Raw genomic sequence first — 16,195 nt, 5'->3', positions numbered from 1 at the left:
GGTTGAATTTCCGAAGGGAAGTGGTTTCGCGCGGGGCTCAGAACGGGAACCGTTCGCTAAGGCGCGTCGCGCCGCCAAAGGCGCGCAGCGCCTGGGCCATTTCGAGCCGCAGGCGGGCCTTGCTGGAGATACGGATCTCAGGCGCCAACGGTGAATGGTCGGCCGTGACAAAACCGTCAGCGATCGAGCCGTCCTCAAGGCTCACGCGGATGAGGTGCCCCCATTCTGCAGCCGGGCCCGCGTAGCGGGCTGTGAACTCTCCAAGCTTTGCCGTCAGTCCTTTGCTCGCCTTGCTCCAGCGAATGTGACCTGCACCCAGATTTTGCCCCGGCATCCGGCCTCGAGCGAGCCAGATTTCAAGGTGGGCGCGCTGCTGGAGCGGCGTGTTGCGCGTCCTTTCCATCGTGCGCATGACGGGGAACGCATCGCTCAGTGCGTCGAGGACACGCAGGAACTCGCCTTGAGCGGTAACCAGCAGATCATCGCATTCGCGAGCGGCCAGTCTTGCCTTCAGCTGGGCCCTTACGGCGTCGTCTGCGATCAGAATTTCGGCCTCGGCCGCGGTTATCGTGTGGGAACAGGGGACGGCATCCTCCGCCTCGACAAATCCAGTCCTGGTCAAAACGAGGATCGAGAGTGCTTCTGCCGAGCGCTCGCGCGCGAGATGAAGCGCGCTCGGTCGGCGTGACGGCCTGTTGCCGCGCCCCAATGGCGGAAGAAGGTCGAGTTCTGTCAGAATGACGATCCGGCGCTCCCACGACACCGGCCGATGTCCGTCCTGAGGTATGGGCCATTGGCTCGGCCGGAGCTTGCCGCTGGATTGCGAAGTAGGCGCGGATTGGCGCACGCTTGTATCTTCCCTGGCGAGGTTCGCCCGACGGGCAGCGTCGAACAGATCGCTGATGTCACCGCCACCGTCAGCAAAGCCGTGATCGTATGCTGCCTTCAACGCCCCGTGAGCGTCGCTCCGGCCAGCCACGGTGCACCGGTGATTCCATCCAGCGATTGCCGCGTACCAGCCCTGCGCAAACTGCACCGCTCGATCCCAGTCGTAGCCGTAATCGTCCCGGGCCCGCACGATCGCCTTGTCCTGTTCGCTGGCCCTGCCGTCGGCGATCTGACCCGAGACGAAAGCGAAGTTCTTGCTCTGGCGCTCGGCCTCGGTGCGCACGCGCATGGCCTCGAAGATGGGACGCATGGCGATCGTCCTGGCGTGGGTGCGCGCCATTCGTTCATCCGCCGGCGCGCTGATGGGCAAATCGGGATAGTCCTGCCAGGCGGCGGCGAGAGCTGCGGCCTCGGCCGGGCTCCGCCCGCGCCGAAGCCAGGTTTCCGGATTCGTCACGTCGATGGTGTTGCAGTCCATGGGAGGCTCCCGACTTCCCACCAAATCTGGCGGGCCGAAATTTCCCTCCCTCTCCTCTCCCTAACTGGCCTGGCAGAGGTCTGCCGCCCATTGCTCGACCCAGCACTCGGTAAGCTGATCGTGGTCGAGGTCTTAGGTCTGGTTCTGCCTGTCCGATTAGGCCCAGCGGGCTGACCTTGAAGGGTTTTCGGGCGCGCTCGCTAACCGGACGTCTGGTTAGCCCCGCGCGCGGCTATTCTTCGGACGCATTCGGTGGGGTGATCGGCAGCATAGCAACATTGCGTCGGTCTCGAAGCTCGCGGACAAGATCGGCATTGCGCTCCTCCAACCGCTTCGCGCGGGTCTCCGCGATCAACGCGCGCCGCAAGAGAGAGGCATTCTCGGTGGCCAGCACCCGGACCCGTACCTCCGCCTCCCCCTTTCCTCCATCCAGCTTTGGAACCTCATCTTGACCCGAAGCCGGAGATCGTTCAGCCTGAAGGGCACGGAGATCTTCAAGCACAGCGCGATGATTGGTGTAGAGCGCGTTGCGTCCGATGCCGGCGTGCCGGGCCAGCGCCGCAACGGAGATTTCGGATTCAGGATCGGCGCGCAACACGGCGAGAGCTTCCCGCAGGCGGGCAGCGACCCGCTCGCGGCGACGCCCTTGGGGAGTATCAGCCGAGGTTGCCATCGGCGGGCTGCAAATCGAGATCGTCGATCACGCGGCGGCTCTCCTCGACCCGCGTGATCGCCAGATTTCGGCTTTCAGGGTCAAGGTCGGTTCTTTCCAGGAGAGTCAGGTTTCGTTTCAGGCGGGCTTCCCAGACCGGCTTGTGACGTTCGCTCACTGCGAAGTTCGCGCAAGTGACGCAGGTGCCCTGCGTGCGGAGAACGGGATTGGGCTCTTTGTCGGACCCGAGGCAAGCCGACGTCTCCCGACGGTAGAGGCAGTAGCCCCAGTCGCAGACATCGAGCCTGATGTCGGTATCGGCCAGCAGGCGGGTGATGTAGGCATCGAGGTCGCCATCGTGCGTGCGACCGCGGAACGGCGATCGCGCCGCGAGATCGCGCCCGGCCTTGCCGCCCAGGCGAGGCGCGACCAGCAACTCTTCGAGCGCGGCGCGGGTTTCTCGTGCCGCCTGGGCGTCGACCAGGTCGGCGAGTTCGAAGTCCGTGCCGACATAGGCGCGGTCGGTCATGCCGCGGGTCACATGCCCGAGATGCTTGGCCAATGCCGCGAGGCCGGTCCTGTCGCGCCGTCCTACGAACCGCGCGAACGTCTTGCGACCCTGGTGGGTGGCCAGTCTCCAGCTTTCACCGTTGATTTCGGGAAGGCGAAGCGCGGCCCCAATGCCGTCATTCAGGCGAATATTCATAGCCGAACTGGTGAGCGGCTCGATCGGCAATGCCGAGGTTCGGATCGCGCTCCCCGGGCGGACCTGGAGCAGCCAGAGATATTGTCGGCCGTCGATCGCTCGCCATGGTGCTGATAGGCGCTCGAGAACTTCGATGGCGCGAACGGCGGGTTCGGGGGCGATCCAGCGATGCAGCATTCCGTTCCCTGGAGCGTCCTTTCGGATCGTGCCGGTCAGATAGGCGAACATCTCCTGCTGCTCGCCCTTCACCCTCTCGATGCAACCGGCTTCCAGCGACAGGATTTCCGAAGCGCGCGGCCCGACGAGATAGGCGATGACAATGAAGCAAGCCTCGTAGAGACGGGCCACCATGCCATTGAAGGTGAGCATCGGCTGGACCGTCAGCGGCTGAGTCTGCCCAGGAACAAACTCGATCGGTGGAGCAGCGTGCAGGTATCGGCGTATGCGCCTGGAACGCCCCGGTTTTGCATGCCCTTTTGCGGACGCCGCATCGTGCAACGCCTGTATGTCGTCACGCATCTGAAGGATGGCATCGGCTGGCTCGCCGATGAGATGGAGCGCTCCCGCAACGAGCGGCACTGCGATCTCATCAGGCGTATAGGGCCACCGCTCGACCGGGCGCCACCGGCCCAGCTCATTGAGCGCGGGCGGCGCGGATTTCGGGGTGTCGGGAAGCTTCTCACGCTGCTGGTAAAACGCCCGCAGCAGCGTGCGGTAATTGCTCGCGGTCGATAGCGCCATCGTGCCATTGTCTCTCGGACGCTGGGCGAGATCGTCGAACAAATGCCGGATGGCCTCGTCATTCAGTTCCGACCATCGAGCCAGGCCGCGGGCCGCCATCCATTCCAGCACGACCCGCTGGAGCGTTCCCTGCGTTCCAAGCGAACGTAACGAGAGCGCGGATCGGCCGGGAGGTGGATCGCTGTGCAACGACCAGAGCAGATGCTTGCTCGCCTCGCGCAGCGTCCGCCAGCGCGGCTCGTTGAACCGGCTTCCGTCGGGCAGTGTGAACCCCCAGTCGACGCGGAAGGTGGTGTCCCGTTGACCCACGACGCCTGTTGCCATCTGCCAATGGTCGTCGCCGAACATCGAGTGCGGAGAGACGCGAAGCGAAGCCTGCGGCAAGGCGAGGAGTGGAACGCTCATTCCAGTTCCGGGAGATCGGGGAGCATCGCGGCCCGTTGTTCAGCCTCCTCCCTCAAGTCGGGCGGAAACACCGGAAGAAGATCATGTTCGAGCACCTGCAGGCTGGGCGCATAGAACAACGCCCAGCGGGCCGGATCGATCTGATCGCGGGCGTCGAGAAGGTGCCGGAGGGCCTGTAGCACGCGCGCGAACCGCTCGACGTCAAGCGGAACGATCAACCCCGGACAGGCAAGGCAACCTCGCAGTCTCGGACAGAGATGCGGATTTCCGTCAGCACCCTGTTCGACAGGCGCCAAACAACGGTGTCCGAACAATGCCGTTACCGGGCCGTGGCGGGCGGGCTCCTTCCAGTCGGGTCCGCAGACCCAGGCCACCATGAGCTTCTGAAGGCGCGCGATCGTCTCCTGCTCGAGCTTGCGCGCGGCCGGTCCCTCGACGTAACGATCAGTCGTGACGAGGCTGGCGTGATTGAGAACCGTCCCTGCCGCGCGCAGGTCGCCGCCAGAAGCCAGATAATGCTCCGTGGCCACGCTGCCGCGCAGTTGCGAGGCCGTGAACTTGGGCACCAGCGGCTTCGGCCGCTCGGGATGTGCGGTGTTCCAGCGTTCGATCCGCCGGTTGGTGCGGCCGATGAAGCGATTGATGAACCCGGGGATGCTGTCGGGCGCGATCAGTCCGGCAGGATGGTCGTGCCTGCGATAATAGGCGCGTGACAGGTAGCGGATCAGGAACAGACATTCCCGTTCTTCGGGCGGAGCATGCGCGATCAGCGGCTCGGTCATCGCCAGCAGCATTTCGATCAGACGCGGTGCGGATCGCATTTTACGGCGGTCGAAAGACCGACGCTGCATTTTCGGAGTTCGACCGCCCCGCTGCTTGAGCCATTCCACCATGACCCGATGATCATCGAGTGGATGGGGCACGAGGCAGTCGCGGCGGATCGCCCGAAGAGGCTGGGGATTGGCGGCAAGCTGGATCGCCAGCGCGACAAAGAACGGCCCCATCGTGTGCGAGGTCAAGTGATAATGCTGGGCGATCACCTCCTGACGTCCATGATGCTCGAGCGAGTTCGGGTTGATCCCGGCAGCGCGGATTGCCTCGCCGCTGGGAGCGATGCCGCCGCCGATCCGGTGGAGTTTCCACACCCAGCGCGCGAGCGGCTCTCCCGGACCAGTTCCCTCCGGGGGGTGGGGAGAGGCGATGATCTTCTGGCCACGCTGGAACCGCGCCCATGCGATGTCGATCTCTTCATAGGCGGCCGCGAGGATCGTTTTCATTTCCGCTGCCGTGAGCCGGGCTTTGGGTTCTGGCGCCCACCCCGTGCTGGGGAACGGACTGTAAGGGATCGCGAGCGCGCTCCCGAACAGATCCGGATCGGTCTGCTCGATGCGCTCGAGCAATGGTTTTAGGCTGGCGAAGCGTTGCGCCATCGTGGCTCGGCTAAGCTGGCGGCCTTCTCTCGAGGGTGCCAGCGCATCAATGTAGCGCCGGATCGTGCCGGCGTTCACATCAGCAGCGCAGCTTACGCCTTCTGTGCGTAGGAAGCGACCGAAGCGCCGGATCACTCTCCAGCGTCCGCGTCGTGTGGAGATCGAAGATCCGGCATCATGAACCCTGAACGCCTCGACAAAGGCGCAGGTGAGGTCACGTGGCATGTCGAGGGCGACCGGATCGAACGTCTGCACGACCTGTCCCCATTCATCACGAAAGGAGATGCCTCGATCATCTGGCGCTTGCGCGGTCGACGCTCGATCGATCGCAATACGGCGGTCGATCCGTCCCTCAGACAGCATCGTTGATCGCTTCGCCGTAGAGCCAGGCAAGGCTCTCGTTGATATCGGGTTCGTACAGCTCGACGCAGCGCAGGTAGATGGCGGTCGTCGCGATCGAGGCATGGCCCAACAGAACCTGGACGATCTTCAGCGGATTCAGCGCCGGATTGGCACGAGCCTGGATCTGAAGTCGCGTGAGCATCACCATCGCAAAGGTGTGACGGAGCCAATGCAGCGTGCCGGGCAACCCGGCGGCCGCGAACGCCTCGGACAGAAGCGCCGTCAGGCGTTTGCGCGTCATCGCACGGCCATGTTCATTCAGGAGAAGATTGGGCGGCGCCCTGTAGCGGGGATCGGCATTGCGCGCGCGCCGCACGATCCGGGCCCGGTCCTCTCCGATATACCAGTGCGTGCGATCAAGCAGGCGAACCGGCGGATAGACCGTTCGCGGCCGGTCGCCCTTGGTGATGCTGAGCGGCACGCCCACAAGCGGGGTTTCTTCCGGGTGAAGCGACCAGCTATCCGGTATCTGATCGACCGCCAGAGCACATAGTTCCTTGCGTCGAAGGCCTGCGCACAGCGCCCACTCCCCTGCAAGGCGCGCGGTCGGCGCAAGCTGCGCGAACAGCCTTGCCAGCTCATCGGGGCGCATCGGTCGTGGCAGTTGCTCCGGGACCGAGACCGTGAGGCTCCCGGTCGAACGGCGTCTGATCTGTGGCCCAACACGCGGTCCCCTGCCCTGCCGTATCTGCAACGGTCGCGGGAACGCGCGATGCCGGATGAAGTCGTGATCGAGGGCCCAGGAATAGAAGCGATAGACGGTGGCAACCCGGGCATTGATGGTGGAGCCGGCAAACGGCCGTCCGGTATGCTGGCTCGGCCCTTCGAGCATTCGGGATCGAAAAGCGGCGAGCACATGCTCGTCGGCGACATCCCATCTGATGTTGGACTGCTCGAGCGCATCGAACCACTCGTACAGGTGCTCGCCATAGGTCCGTACCGTCTCCGAGGCCTGGGAGTGGCCATGAACCTCGGCATGTTCGAGCAGATAGGCAAAGGCCGGCTCGATGATGGCCATATTCGCCTCGAACAGGATGGGGAACCCGGCGGGAATGCCGGGCTCACCTACAACGGCACGGATGATCGTCACCATGGATCACACCTCCGCCTCACCCACGCGGGATCAGGGCGGTTATTCTAACATCATCCCGGCCCTTCCTGTTCGGACAGTCGGCTGAGCGAGCAATTTTTGGGTCGGGCGACGCAATGCCTGTTCCAATTCATCCATATATCCACTATCTCGGATATATGGATACAGATTCGGCTATCACGGCCCTTTCCGCTCTCGCACAGGGCACGCGCCTTGACGCATTTCGGTTGCTGGTGCGCCACGAGCCCGACGGATTGCCCGCCGGCGAGATCGCGAAAGCGCTCGACGTTCCGCAGAACACGATGTCCGCGCACCTCGCCGCGTTGACGCGCGCGGGCCTGCTGCGTTCCGAGCGGCACAGCCGCTCGATTATCTACCGCGCCGACCTCGGTGCGCTGCGCGCGCTGACCCTCTTTCTGGTTAAGGACTGCTGCGCCGGGAAGCCGGAGCTGTGTGCGCCACTCGTCGCCGAACTCGTCCCCTGCTGCTGACGGAGACTGCCATGTCCACCGATCGCGTATTCAACGTCCTGTTCCTCTGTACCGGCAATTCGGCGCGCTCGATCCTCGCCGAAAGCGCCATGAACAAGCTCGGCCAAGGCCGCTTTCATGCCTTCTCGGCCGGGAGCTATCCCAAGGGTGCGGTCAGCCCCGACGCGCTCGCACTGCTGGAGCGGCTCGACTATCCGACCGAGGGCCTGCGCTCGAAAAGTTGGGAAGAATTTTCCCAGCCCGGTGCGCCAGTCATGGATTTCGTGTTCACCGTTTGCGACGACGCGGCCGGTGAAGTTTGCCCGGTATGGCCCGGCCATCCCATGACCGCCCATTGGGGCATCGAAGACCCCAGCCATGTCCAGGGCGGCGACATCGAGCGCGAACGCGCTTTCGTGATGGCGCTGAACTATCTGGAAAACCGCATACGGCTGTTCATCTCGCTGCCGATCGACAAGCTCGAAGCCACGGCGCTGACCGCCAAGCTGCGCGAGATCGGCCATGCCGAAGGCTCGACCGCTCGCCGGGGAGATGCGGCGTGACCGACATCATCGTCTATCACAACCCGGAGTGCGGCACGTCGCGCAACGTGCTGGGCCTGATCCGCAATGCGGGTGTCGAGCCGCACGTCATCGAATATCTGAAAACCCCGCCATCGCGGACGCTGCTGGTCCAGCTTATCGAGCGCGCCGGCATCACACCGCGCGAGCTGCTGCGCGAGAAGGGCACGCCCTATGCCGAACTTGGCCTGGGCGATCCCTCCCTGTCCGATGAATCCCTGATCGACGCGATGATGGCGCATCCGATCCTCATCAACCGGCCGCTGGTCGTCTCGCCGCTCGGCGTGAAGCTGTGCCGCCCTTCGGAGGCGGTGCTGGACCTGCTGCCCGCGCCGCAACAGGGCGCCTTCGCCAAGGAGGACGGCCAGCAAGTTGTCGATGCGACCGGCGCGCGGGTGATCTGAGGCATGGCGACCGTTTTCGACGCCGACACCGCGCCGGTCCGTCCCGGCATCTCCTTCTTCGAGCGGTATCTGACCCTGTGGGTGGCGCTCTGCATCGTCGCAGGCATCGCGCTCGGCCATCTGTTGCCCGGCTTGTTTGGCGCGATTGCCTCGGCCGAGGTGGCGCGGGTCAATCTCGTGGTCGCGGTGCTAATCTGGCTGATGATCGTGCCGATGCTGCTCAAGATCGATTTCGGCGCGCTGGGAAGCGTCCGCCAGCACTGGAAGGGCGTCGGCGTCACCCTGTTCATCAACTGGGCGGTCAAGCCTTTCTCGATGGCGCTACTTGGTACGCTGTTCCTGGGCTGGCTGTTCGCGCCGCTGCTGCCGGCGGGCGAAGCTCCGTCTTACATTGCCGGGCTTATCCTACTCGCGGCTGCGCCCTGCACGGCAATGGTGTTCGTGTGGTCGAACCTCTGCGACGGCGAGCCGAACTACACGCTGAGCCAGGTGGCGCTGAACGATCTCATCATGGTGTTCGCCTTTGCGCCGCTGGTGGGGCTGCTGCTCGGTGTCGCCTCGGTGACGGTGCCGTGGGATACGCTACTGCTCTCGGTCGGCCTCTATATCGTCGTGCCGGTGATCGTCGCGCAGCTCGTCCGCCGCGCCGTACTGGCGTCGGGCGGACAGGCAGCGCTGGACGGGTTGCTGGCCCGGCTCGGGCCGGTGTCGCTCACCGCTTTGCTGGCGACGCTGGTGCTGCTGTTCGGCTTCCAGGGCGAGGCGATCGTCGCGCAGCCCTTGGTGATCGCGCTCATCGCTGTGCCGATTCTCGTACAGGTCTATTTCAATGCGGGGCTGGCCTATTGGCTGAGCCGCCGCTTCGGCGTGGCGTGGTGCGTGGCCGCGCCCGCCGCGCTGATCGGCGCCTCCAATTTCTTCGAGCTGGCGGTCGCCGCCGCGATCAGCCTGTTCGGCCTCAAGTCCGGTGCTGCGCTCGCCACCGTAGTGGGTGTGCTGGTCGAGGTGCCGGTGATGCTGTCGGTCGTCGCGATCGTGAAGCTGTCGCGCGGCTGGTATGAGAAGGGAGCGATGGCTTGACCCGTATTCGCGAGCTGACCGACCCGGACAATCTCCCCGCGCTCGATCTGCGTTATGCCCATGAGCGGCCGGCGCTCGGGCTTGGCGCGGGCGATCCGCCGCCGCGTATCCTGCTACTCTACGGCTCATTGCGCGATCGGTCCTTCTCGCGCTTCGCGGTCGAGGAGGCCGCGCGGTTGCTCCAATTCTTCGGGGCCGAGACGCGCATCTTCGATCCCTTCGACCTGCCATTGCCGGATCAGGTGAAGGGCGACGATCATCCCGCCGTCCATGAACTGCGCGACCATGCCATGTGGTCCGAAGGCATGGTGTGGTGCAGCCCGGAGCGGCACGGCCAGATTACCGGCATCATGAAAGCGCAGATCGACCATCTGCCGCTGGAGATGAAGGGGATGCGCCCGACCCAGGGCCGCACGCTCGCGGTGATGCAGGTGTCGGGTGGCTCGCAATCGTTCAATGCGGTCAACACGCTGCGGCTGCTCGGCCGCTGGATGCGGATGTTCACCATTCCCAACCAGTCAAGCGTGGCGATGGCCTACAAGGAGTTCGACGAAGCCGGGCGCATGAAACCCTCCAGCTATTATGACCGCATCGTCGATGTGATGGAGGAACTGGTGCGCTTCACCGTGCTCACCCGTGGGCACGCCGCGCAGCTCGTCGACCGCTATTCGGAGCGGAAGGCGGAGGCGGCAAAGCAGGGTGCCGCTCCCGATCTGGCATCGCAGTCGATCGCTTAAGTCGAGCGCCTCGCCAAGCGAGGGATCAGGCCGACCACCGCCAGCTCTTTGGGTTAGCGCGGCGGTCGGCCTGATCCCTCTCCGCATCCGTTCCTAATGAGACAGATCAGAGGACCGGACCTAAGAGGTCGCCCATTTCAATGAGCTCGCCGATCTCCTTACGAGCAGTGGCGATCGCCAAACTCCAAGGGTCGGTTGGTCGCAATTCCGGCCTCGGGGCGAGTGAGGGCGGCAGCAGCCGAACCGGGCTGCGGGCTCGGCGCTTTTGCCGCAGGAACCAGCGCGTCATATGGTCTGCGACCAGCATGTCGGTTTTGGAGATCCCGCGCTCATAAGCTTCACGGCGAGCCGCGATTCCGTAGGCCATAGAATCTATACTGGCGATCCGATCTTCAAACGCGCGCAGATAGGGCAAGGCCGCGCCTTTGACCACAAAGCAATGCAGGCGAACACCGGCCGGCAGAATCCGATCCAGGTGCTCAACGACCGCGATCAGGCCTTCCGGCCCGCGGACCTCCCGGCGACACATCGAGCCGACACCAACTACTCTGCCCGGGACCATGGACCAGGCTAGAGCGTCGGCGCAGCGTTCGTAGTCCGTCGGCGATCGGCCTTGCAGGACCGGCATAAACCTGTCGGCAATGCCAGTGGCATCAGCTCTGCGGCGGGTTTCTCTGTTGGCGCCGATCGTTCGGGACAGTCGCTCGGACACGGATGCCCGGTCGCGCGCAATTTCGGCCTCGCAGGGGTAATCGAAGCTGGCGAACAGGCGAAAGGGATGCGCCACGGCGAGCGCGATGTAGTCGTCGATCGACCACGGAAAGCCGCCGTAGACGACGTGGCTCGTGAACCCGCCAGAATCGAGGATGGCGTCGACGCTTGCGGGCAGGTTGCCCAGTTGCGCGAAGTCCCAACCGATCCATTGGCGTTGACCTCCCGCAGACTTCCAACGAGCGAGCGCGCTGGCTGAAACGAGCACCGTCGCCCTCAAGGTTAGCGCTCGGCGCAGGATGGGGCCTGGGCGCAAATGAGGCAGGCCAAGTGCGATCTGTATCATGCCCGGCCCGCCTCAAAGGTTCATGCCGGGTGGGCAGTCGATGAGCTCGGCGCCGAGGCTCGCGAAGGACGCCGGCTCCTTGCGGCCTTCGTAGATTTTGGCGTCGACCAAGGCGAACTGTCGTTCGCCAGCGTAGCTGGCGAAGCCCAGATGATTGACGCTTTCGACGATCATTCCGACGACGCCGGTCTTCCCCTCTGGAACCCAATCGGCCCAGCTGCCCCAGGCGGCGGTGACGCACAACTCGCCGATGCTATCCTGGTAGGCCTTGCGGCGCTTAAGAACATGCGACTGGTTCTCCGTCACGCTTTCACCAGTGAAGGCCGAGAACGCGTCGGGATGCCAACAGCGGACGGTGTCACGGGCGAGCTGAAGGAATGACGCCGGATAACGGCCTAGCCGTGCAATTTCGGCCTCGTGGGCGAGAATGACATGCGACCAGTCCACGTCTTCCTCATACGAAGCGCCCTCGATGCGGAGTGAATCCGGCATAGCCTGCTGTCGCTGATCGGAGAGGATGAGGCCGCCATGCGACGGCGTGGTCACCGACCAGATGCCGGGAAGAATCTGATCGGCCTCCTGGATTGCCCCCCAGATGGACGATTGAGGCCGGGGACTGAATGCGAACGTCTTCATGGCGATCTCCTGTGCGAGTTCGCCGCTCTCATCCCCCTTCACCTTTCAGGCGGCTCAGGCCTGGTCGAGCATCGCCTCGAGGCGGTCCAGGAAGTCGGCATCACCGAGCTGGTGCACCTGGACACTCAGGGTTCGATGGAATTCCTCGAACCGCTGTCGTTCATCGGCCTTCATCTCCAGGTACTGAGGCGTGCGTTCGCGCAGCAACTGAACCGCGAAATCGGCCTCGAGACCTGTGCGCAGGTCGAGGAAGGCAACGATGGCATCGGGGCGCACTTTGCCGGCCTGGGTGACAATATCGAATAGCGGGCGCTTGATCGCGACCTGCACATTCTTGCGGCGCATCCGGTATTGGAAACTGACCAACTGCTCGAGAAAGGTTCGATCCTCTTCGCGATCAACCGGGATGAAGCGGTTCCCCTTGAACACCGGTTGCGCGTAGGCGCGGAGCGGAAGGTATCCTTCACGCGGGCTATGCTCGCCCACGACGGCGAGGACGATGAAGGGCGGCTCGACCTTGGCACGGATGATGCCGGTGTGCTGGACGCGGTTGCGGACCTTGAGGTCGCCGAGCCCGGTATGGATGGTCGTCCCCGAGATCCCGTGCGCCTCGAGAAGCAGGAAGGCCTGCGGGGCAAAATCGCCGGGCCAAAGTTTTTCGGCCTCGCGCAGACGAGCGTGAACGCGCCGGGCCTCCCAATCCTTTACGTTGAAGTAGAGGTGGTCCTGCAAGTTGATCCGCGGGGCTATCAGGAACCGGCTCGCCGCCTCGCGGATGCGCGCGAACTCGTCGCGCAGGCCATGCTCCGGCCGGCCTTGGGCCGGAAGCGCCGGCAGCACGTTTGCATGGGACGCTTCGAGCAGCATCCAGAGCAATCGACCCAGGCGCGGGATCGAGACGCCGCGGCTGCGATCGTCGAGCTCCTCGTCGTCGGGTTGCTGCGCGAGCTTCTCGGGAGCCTTCTTGTGCGCATTGAACAGGCCCTTGGGGAATTCGATCTCGAACAGACTGTCGCCCGGTCGCTCCCGGATGCGGTCAGGCGCCTGGGGTAGGTAGAATGGGCAGCGGCGTTGGTGCAGCGGGCGGCTCGTCAGCCGGCGGAGGTAATAGGTCTCGGCTTCGGACAGGTACGCTGGACTGGTGAGCGGCGGCGGGCATGTTTCGCCGAGGCAACCGCAAGCGATCCACTGCTCGTTCTCACGCGCAATCGTCACCAGCGTGACGGACGCGCGGTGATCGGCATCGCTGCCTTTCCCGGTGTACCAACGTACCAGGGCATCCTGCACGCTCGGGGGAATTTCTCGGCGCGCAGATAGTCCGTGGGTATCGCGCGGTACCAACCACATAGTTCAAACGACCTCTTGTGCAGGACATTTGTTCTTGATACGTTCTTTCCAACAGGAGAGCAGCATGATCAAGAAGTTCGAGATTGGCCGGTTCGACCTCGATATTCAACTAAGGGACGAGGCGCTCGACGAGCGCAACTCACCGGCTCGTCGCATGGTCGCAAATGCGTCGATCGGTATCGAGCCGTTCGATGCTTATTATTCCACGCGTGAACTGCGCGAAGCTGTCGAAGGCGTTCACGAAGGTCGCATCGGAGCAAAGAAGCGCCTGGCCCGCATTCTTGGCACAGAGTGCGACGACTATCAGCGCTGCCTCTATTACCAGCTGGCGGGCCGCGGTGTCATCCAGATGCTGGAAGTCTTGACCTGGCTCGAGGCGTTGCTGGGAAAACGCACTGTCATCTCGGCGGATCTGTTCCGGGCCAAGGAGTGGCCGGCGGTTATGGTGAACCCATACGTCGCGGCGCAGCCGGACGGTCCGCTGGTGAGCGCCGATCCCGATTTCGAGGAAGGCCCCTCCTGGTATCTCGATCCTGATCTTGGCGGCGTGATCGAGGAATAGTCAGAGCGTCATCACCTCAAGCTCTATCGTGTCGTGGGAAGTCGTATCGGCGACCCTGACGACCCGATAGGGCTGCAGGGCGAAGTCGGTACGCACCACTGCGAAGGGCATGGCGGTCTCCTCGCACATTTTCTGCGCAATCCTGTCCGCGTTGCCACGGCTGCAAAGCGTCCGTCGACGCGGATCAAGAACAGGGTCGGTCACTGGCCGGGCCTTTCAGGTGAAGATGGTCGGCATGATCTTGCGCTCGCGCACGATCTCGAATTTTCGGTCCAGCAGCCCGCTGACACGATACCGACCGGTCCCATCGCTGCGCGTGAGAACGATCTGCTTGCCGCTGCGCATCACGCGCATGAGTTCGTGCTGGGTATTGTCACTGAAAGCGATCGGCTCGGGAAACCGGATCAGCGCGCCGTCCGGCAATGCGCGCGAACGGCGCCGGATCGTCGCAAAACAGCGTCGACGCCAGTCCAAGGCATTCGGATCGCGCGTCGGCGTCAGCCGATCGAGGATCCTGAGCGGGCAATCGGCCTCATTTGGCCCCATGCTTTCGCTCATGTCCTTGTATGAAAACGCGAAACCGTCGTCTGCCTTCGGGTTCCACCGCACCAGGCAGACGATCGCGGTCACCGCGCCAGGACCGTTGTCGTCGTAAGCCTGGAGCGCGGCATAATAGACGCGGTTGCCCGGGCACGCGCTCTCCAGAACACGGTAGCCGTGAGGAGGAGCCTCCTCGGTCGCAGACCGTTCATAGGTGAACTGCGCGTCGAGATATTGCTTGGGGCTCGCGTGCCCATCCATACTGGCAAGGCGCATCGACAGCCATCCCATGATGATCTCCTACATTAGCGTTGGTTGAGAGCGGCCCACCTCGATCTGCAGATGGACGGCGATCTGGCGAGCCAGCGCGGGAATGTCCGCGAGCTTGCCGGCGCTCGCATGCCGGACCTGGTTTCCTGGCCTTTTCCAGTGGCGATGGCGGTAAGTCAGCGCGGGCGAGCCGAAGCGCTCGACTGACAGCCGCATGTAAACGACATCGCCCTCGAGCACATAGTCTCCGGCGATCGACGCATTCGGCGCGACATAGTCGAGCCGATAGTCTGCGCGTGCGAGGCCCAGCTCGAATGCGATCTGGCGCAAAGCTCGCTGCCCCTCTCGTCTGAAGGCCCGCAGATCCTCGGGCATGTAGTCGATGCCCTTGCGCAGAAGGGCGACGATCGCGGGTTTGTGCTTGAGCTCGGCAAGCCGTGACAGGCAGGCCTCTCGCAGCGGTCCATCATCGGGATGATCTTCGGCGAGCGCGCCCTCGGCGAGGCGCGACAGGCGCCTGGCGAAGAGCTTCACCGCGGGGTCGCCACCAGGATCATATCCCGCCCGCTGGGCATCGCTGGCCGCATCGTTCAACGCAGCCATGCAGCTCGCGAAAGTCGTCAAACCTTCCGGGTGAAGGGCGCGGCGGAAGCGAAAATCGAGATCGTAGGACAAGGAAAACCTCCTGCATCACGTTGGATGCCGGGCCCCGTCCCCCTCCTCTTTTCAGTGCAGCGATGCGGCATGCGCGTTTTCATGCCGTTCCTCGGAAATGGAAGTACGGCCCGGAGCTGACCATGCGGCGAGCCATTTGAAGGCTTGTTCGGCCTTGGCCGCGGCGGTGATGATCGCACTTTTGTCGGCCTTCAGAATTCCAATCCAATGATCGATGTAGCTCGCATGGCTGTCGTGGAGCTCGCACGGCAGGCCAAGTTCGCAGCAGATCATTCCCGAAGTCATATCGGCGACGACCTCCTCGAACGCGTAGGCCTTGTCGCCGAACCGGCGGCCAAATTCCCTCCCGAGCCGGTGGGCAGCACCCGTCGCGTGGGCATACTCGTGCGCTAGCGTCGCCGCGTGATGATCGCTGCTGATGAATGCGGCTTTGAGCGGCATCTGCACGTAGTCACCGCCTGGTGAGTAGTAGGCCCGGCTTCCCCCATGCCGCGTCTCGATCGGGATCGCCGAGAAAAACGCATCGATCGCTTCCTGGTGCGCGGAAGGATCGGGAGCTTTTAGGGCAAGAGTATCGGGGTAGAACCGCGACGGCAGGCCTTCGATATCGTCGCAGTTGTAGACGAGGTACGAACGCATGAACCGGATAAAGCGCACGCCGGCATCCTCGCCAGCCAGTGAAGGGACTCCGGCCTTGCGCAGGGTGTTGAAGTAGATGCTGGGCGCCGGCAGCGCACCCTTGACGATCCGGCCGCCGAGTTCATCGGCCTGCCGTGCTGTCATCCAGAAGCGCGACTGGTAACCGCTTCCATCAGCAATCGCCCACAACAGGATCGAGTTGATGCCAGTATAGGCCTGCCCACCGGCGCGCAGCGGCCGCCCACCTGCGCCGAATGTGCGCCACGGCCGCCGCCATGGCAGCACGCCCAGCTCGATCTTGGCGATGATGAGATCGGTGATTTCCTGCGCGATGTCGCGCTTGCCTGCACGGCGCATGGGCGTGATCCTCTTCGAAATGAAAAGGGCCCGGCGAGAGATGCGCCG

Annotated in this window: 18 protein-coding genes; 6 read left to right on the top strand and 12 right to left on the bottom strand. The window is 63.9% G+C overall.

Translation table 11 applies throughout. The annotated features are described in order from the left end of the window. Positions 1-37 precede the first annotated feature (37 nt). The 5 genes from OLX23_RS22995 to OLX23_RS22975 form a co-directional block, all read right to left on the bottom strand. A complete protein-coding gene (locus OLX23_RS22995; protein WP_264447590.1) occupies positions 38-1,366 on the bottom strand; it encodes a hypothetical protein in 1,329 nt (442 codons plus the stop codon). Between the two features lie 232 nt (positions 1,367-1,598). Further along, a complete protein-coding gene (locus tag OLX23_RS22990) occupies positions 1,599-2,039 on the bottom strand; it encodes a hypothetical protein (protein ID WP_264447589.1) in 441 nt (146 codons plus the stop codon). Then, entirely contained in the window at positions 2,023-3,870 is a 1,848-nt protein-coding gene (locus OLX23_RS22985) for an integrase (protein WP_264447588.1), read from the bottom strand. Before OLX23_RS22985 ends, OLX23_RS22990 begins: the two co-directional genes overlap by 17 nt. Next, positions 3,867-5,663 (bottom strand): site-specific integrase, encoded by a 1,797-nt coding sequence (locus tag OLX23_RS22980; protein WP_264447587.1) that lies wholly within the window; start codon positions 5,661-5,663, stop codon positions 3,867-3,869. The genes OLX23_RS22985 and OLX23_RS22980 overlap by 4 nt, the downstream gene beginning before the upstream one ends. Further along, complete coding sequence (locus tag OLX23_RS22975; protein ID WP_264447585.1) at positions 5,653-6,795, bottom strand: tyrosine-type recombinase/integrase; 1,143 nt, start codon at positions 6,793-6,795, stop codon at positions 5,653-5,655. The genes OLX23_RS22980 and OLX23_RS22975 overlap by 11 nt, the downstream gene beginning before the upstream one ends. A 155-nt stretch (positions 6,796-6,950) precedes the next feature. Here OLX23_RS22975 and OLX23_RS22970 point away from each other — a divergent pair, with 155 nt between their 5' ends. Genes OLX23_RS22970 through arsH form a run of 5 tightly spaced genes read left to right on the top strand, consistent with a single transcriptional unit; the run spans position 6,951 to position 10,064 of the window. Beyond that, positions 6,951-7,283: an ArsR/SmtB family transcription factor gene (locus OLX23_RS22970; RefSeq protein ID WP_264447584.1), complete on the top strand. Its 333-nt coding sequence runs from the start codon at positions 6,951-6,953 to the stop codon at positions 7,281-7,283. Positions 7,284-7,294: 11 nt separating this feature from the next. Then, positions 7,295-7,825, top strand: coding sequence for an arsenate reductase ArsC (locus tag OLX23_RS22965; protein ID WP_264447583.1), 531 nt, complete (start codon positions 7,295-7,297; stop codon positions 7,823-7,825). After that, on the top strand, positions 7,822-8,247 hold the full coding sequence (arsC, locus tag OLX23_RS22960) for an arsenate reductase (glutaredoxin) (RefSeq protein ID WP_264447581.1): 426 nt from the start codon (positions 7,822-7,824) through the stop codon (positions 8,245-8,247). The genes OLX23_RS22965 and arsC overlap by 4 nt, the downstream gene beginning before the upstream one ends. A gap of 3 nt (positions 8,248-8,250) precedes the next feature. Further along, positions 8,251-9,327, top strand: a complete 1,077-nt coding sequence (arsB, locus tag OLX23_RS22955) for an ACR3 family arsenite efflux transporter (protein WP_264447580.1) — start codon at positions 8,251-8,253, stop codon at positions 9,325-9,327. Continuing rightward, on the top strand, positions 9,324-10,064 hold the full coding sequence (gene arsH / locus OLX23_RS22950) for an arsenical resistance protein ArsH (protein WP_319641343.1): 741 nt from the start codon (positions 9,324-9,326) through the stop codon (positions 10,062-10,064). Before arsB ends, arsH begins: the two co-directional genes overlap by 4 nt. Before the next feature lie 106 nt (positions 10,065-10,170). Here the strand turns inward: arsH and OLX23_RS22945 are convergent, their stop codons facing one another. From OLX23_RS22945 to OLX23_RS22935, 3 genes are read right to left on the bottom strand one after another with little or no spacing between them, the layout of a single operon-like run. Then, entirely contained in the window at positions 10,171-11,121 is a 951-nt protein-coding gene (locus tag OLX23_RS22945; protein WP_264447578.1) for a hypothetical protein, read from the bottom strand. Positions 11,122-11,133: 12 nt separating this feature from the next. Beyond that, on the bottom strand, positions 11,134-11,757 hold the full coding sequence (locus OLX23_RS22940) for a DUF7007 domain-containing protein (protein ID WP_264447576.1): 624 nt from the start codon (positions 11,755-11,757) through the stop codon (positions 11,134-11,136). Between the two features lie 54 nt (positions 11,758-11,811). Beyond that, complete coding sequence (locus OLX23_RS22935) at positions 11,812-13,044, bottom strand: hypothetical protein (protein WP_264447575.1); 1,233 nt, start codon at positions 13,042-13,044, stop codon at positions 11,812-11,814. Between the two features lie 124 nt (positions 13,045-13,168). Here OLX23_RS22935 and OLX23_RS22930 point away from each other — a divergent pair, with 124 nt between their 5' ends. After that, entirely contained in the window at positions 13,169-13,666 is a 498-nt protein-coding gene (locus OLX23_RS22930; protein ID WP_264447574.1) for a hypothetical protein, read from the top strand. Here OLX23_RS22930 and OLX23_RS22925 read toward each other — a convergent pair whose 3' ends face one another. Genes OLX23_RS22925 through OLX23_RS22910 form a run of 4 tightly spaced genes read right to left on the bottom strand, consistent with a single transcriptional unit; the run spans position 13,667 to position 16,147 of the window. Next, entirely contained in the window at positions 13,667-13,870 is a 204-nt protein-coding gene (locus OLX23_RS22925; protein WP_264447573.1) for a hypothetical protein, read from the bottom strand. A gap of 12 nt (positions 13,871-13,882) precedes the next feature. Next, on the bottom strand, positions 13,883-14,497 hold the full coding sequence (locus tag OLX23_RS22920; RefSeq protein ID WP_264447572.1) for a DUF6927 domain-containing protein: 615 nt from the start codon (positions 14,495-14,497) through the stop codon (positions 13,883-13,885). Between the two features lie 9 nt (positions 14,498-14,506). Beyond that, the gene (locus OLX23_RS22915) at positions 14,507-15,151 is read right to left on the bottom strand and encodes a hypothetical protein (RefSeq protein ID WP_264447571.1); all 645 of its coding nucleotides are present in this window, start codon (positions 15,149-15,151) and stop codon (positions 14,507-14,509) included. 51 nt (positions 15,152-15,202) lie between these two features. Beyond that, positions 15,203-16,147: an ArdC family protein gene (locus OLX23_RS22910; protein WP_264447570.1), complete on the bottom strand. Its 945-nt coding sequence runs from the start codon at positions 16,145-16,147 to the stop codon at positions 15,203-15,205. Positions 16,148-16,195 lie beyond the last annotated feature (48 nt).

Source organism: Novosphingobium sp. JCM 18896 (genome assembly GCF_025938095.1).
Taxonomy (GTDB): Bacteria; Pseudomonadota; Alphaproteobacteria; order Sphingomonadales; family Sphingomonadaceae; genus Novosphingobium.
Note: the sequence above shows the minus strand (reverse complement) of the source record. Positions and strands in the feature narration are given on the sequence as shown.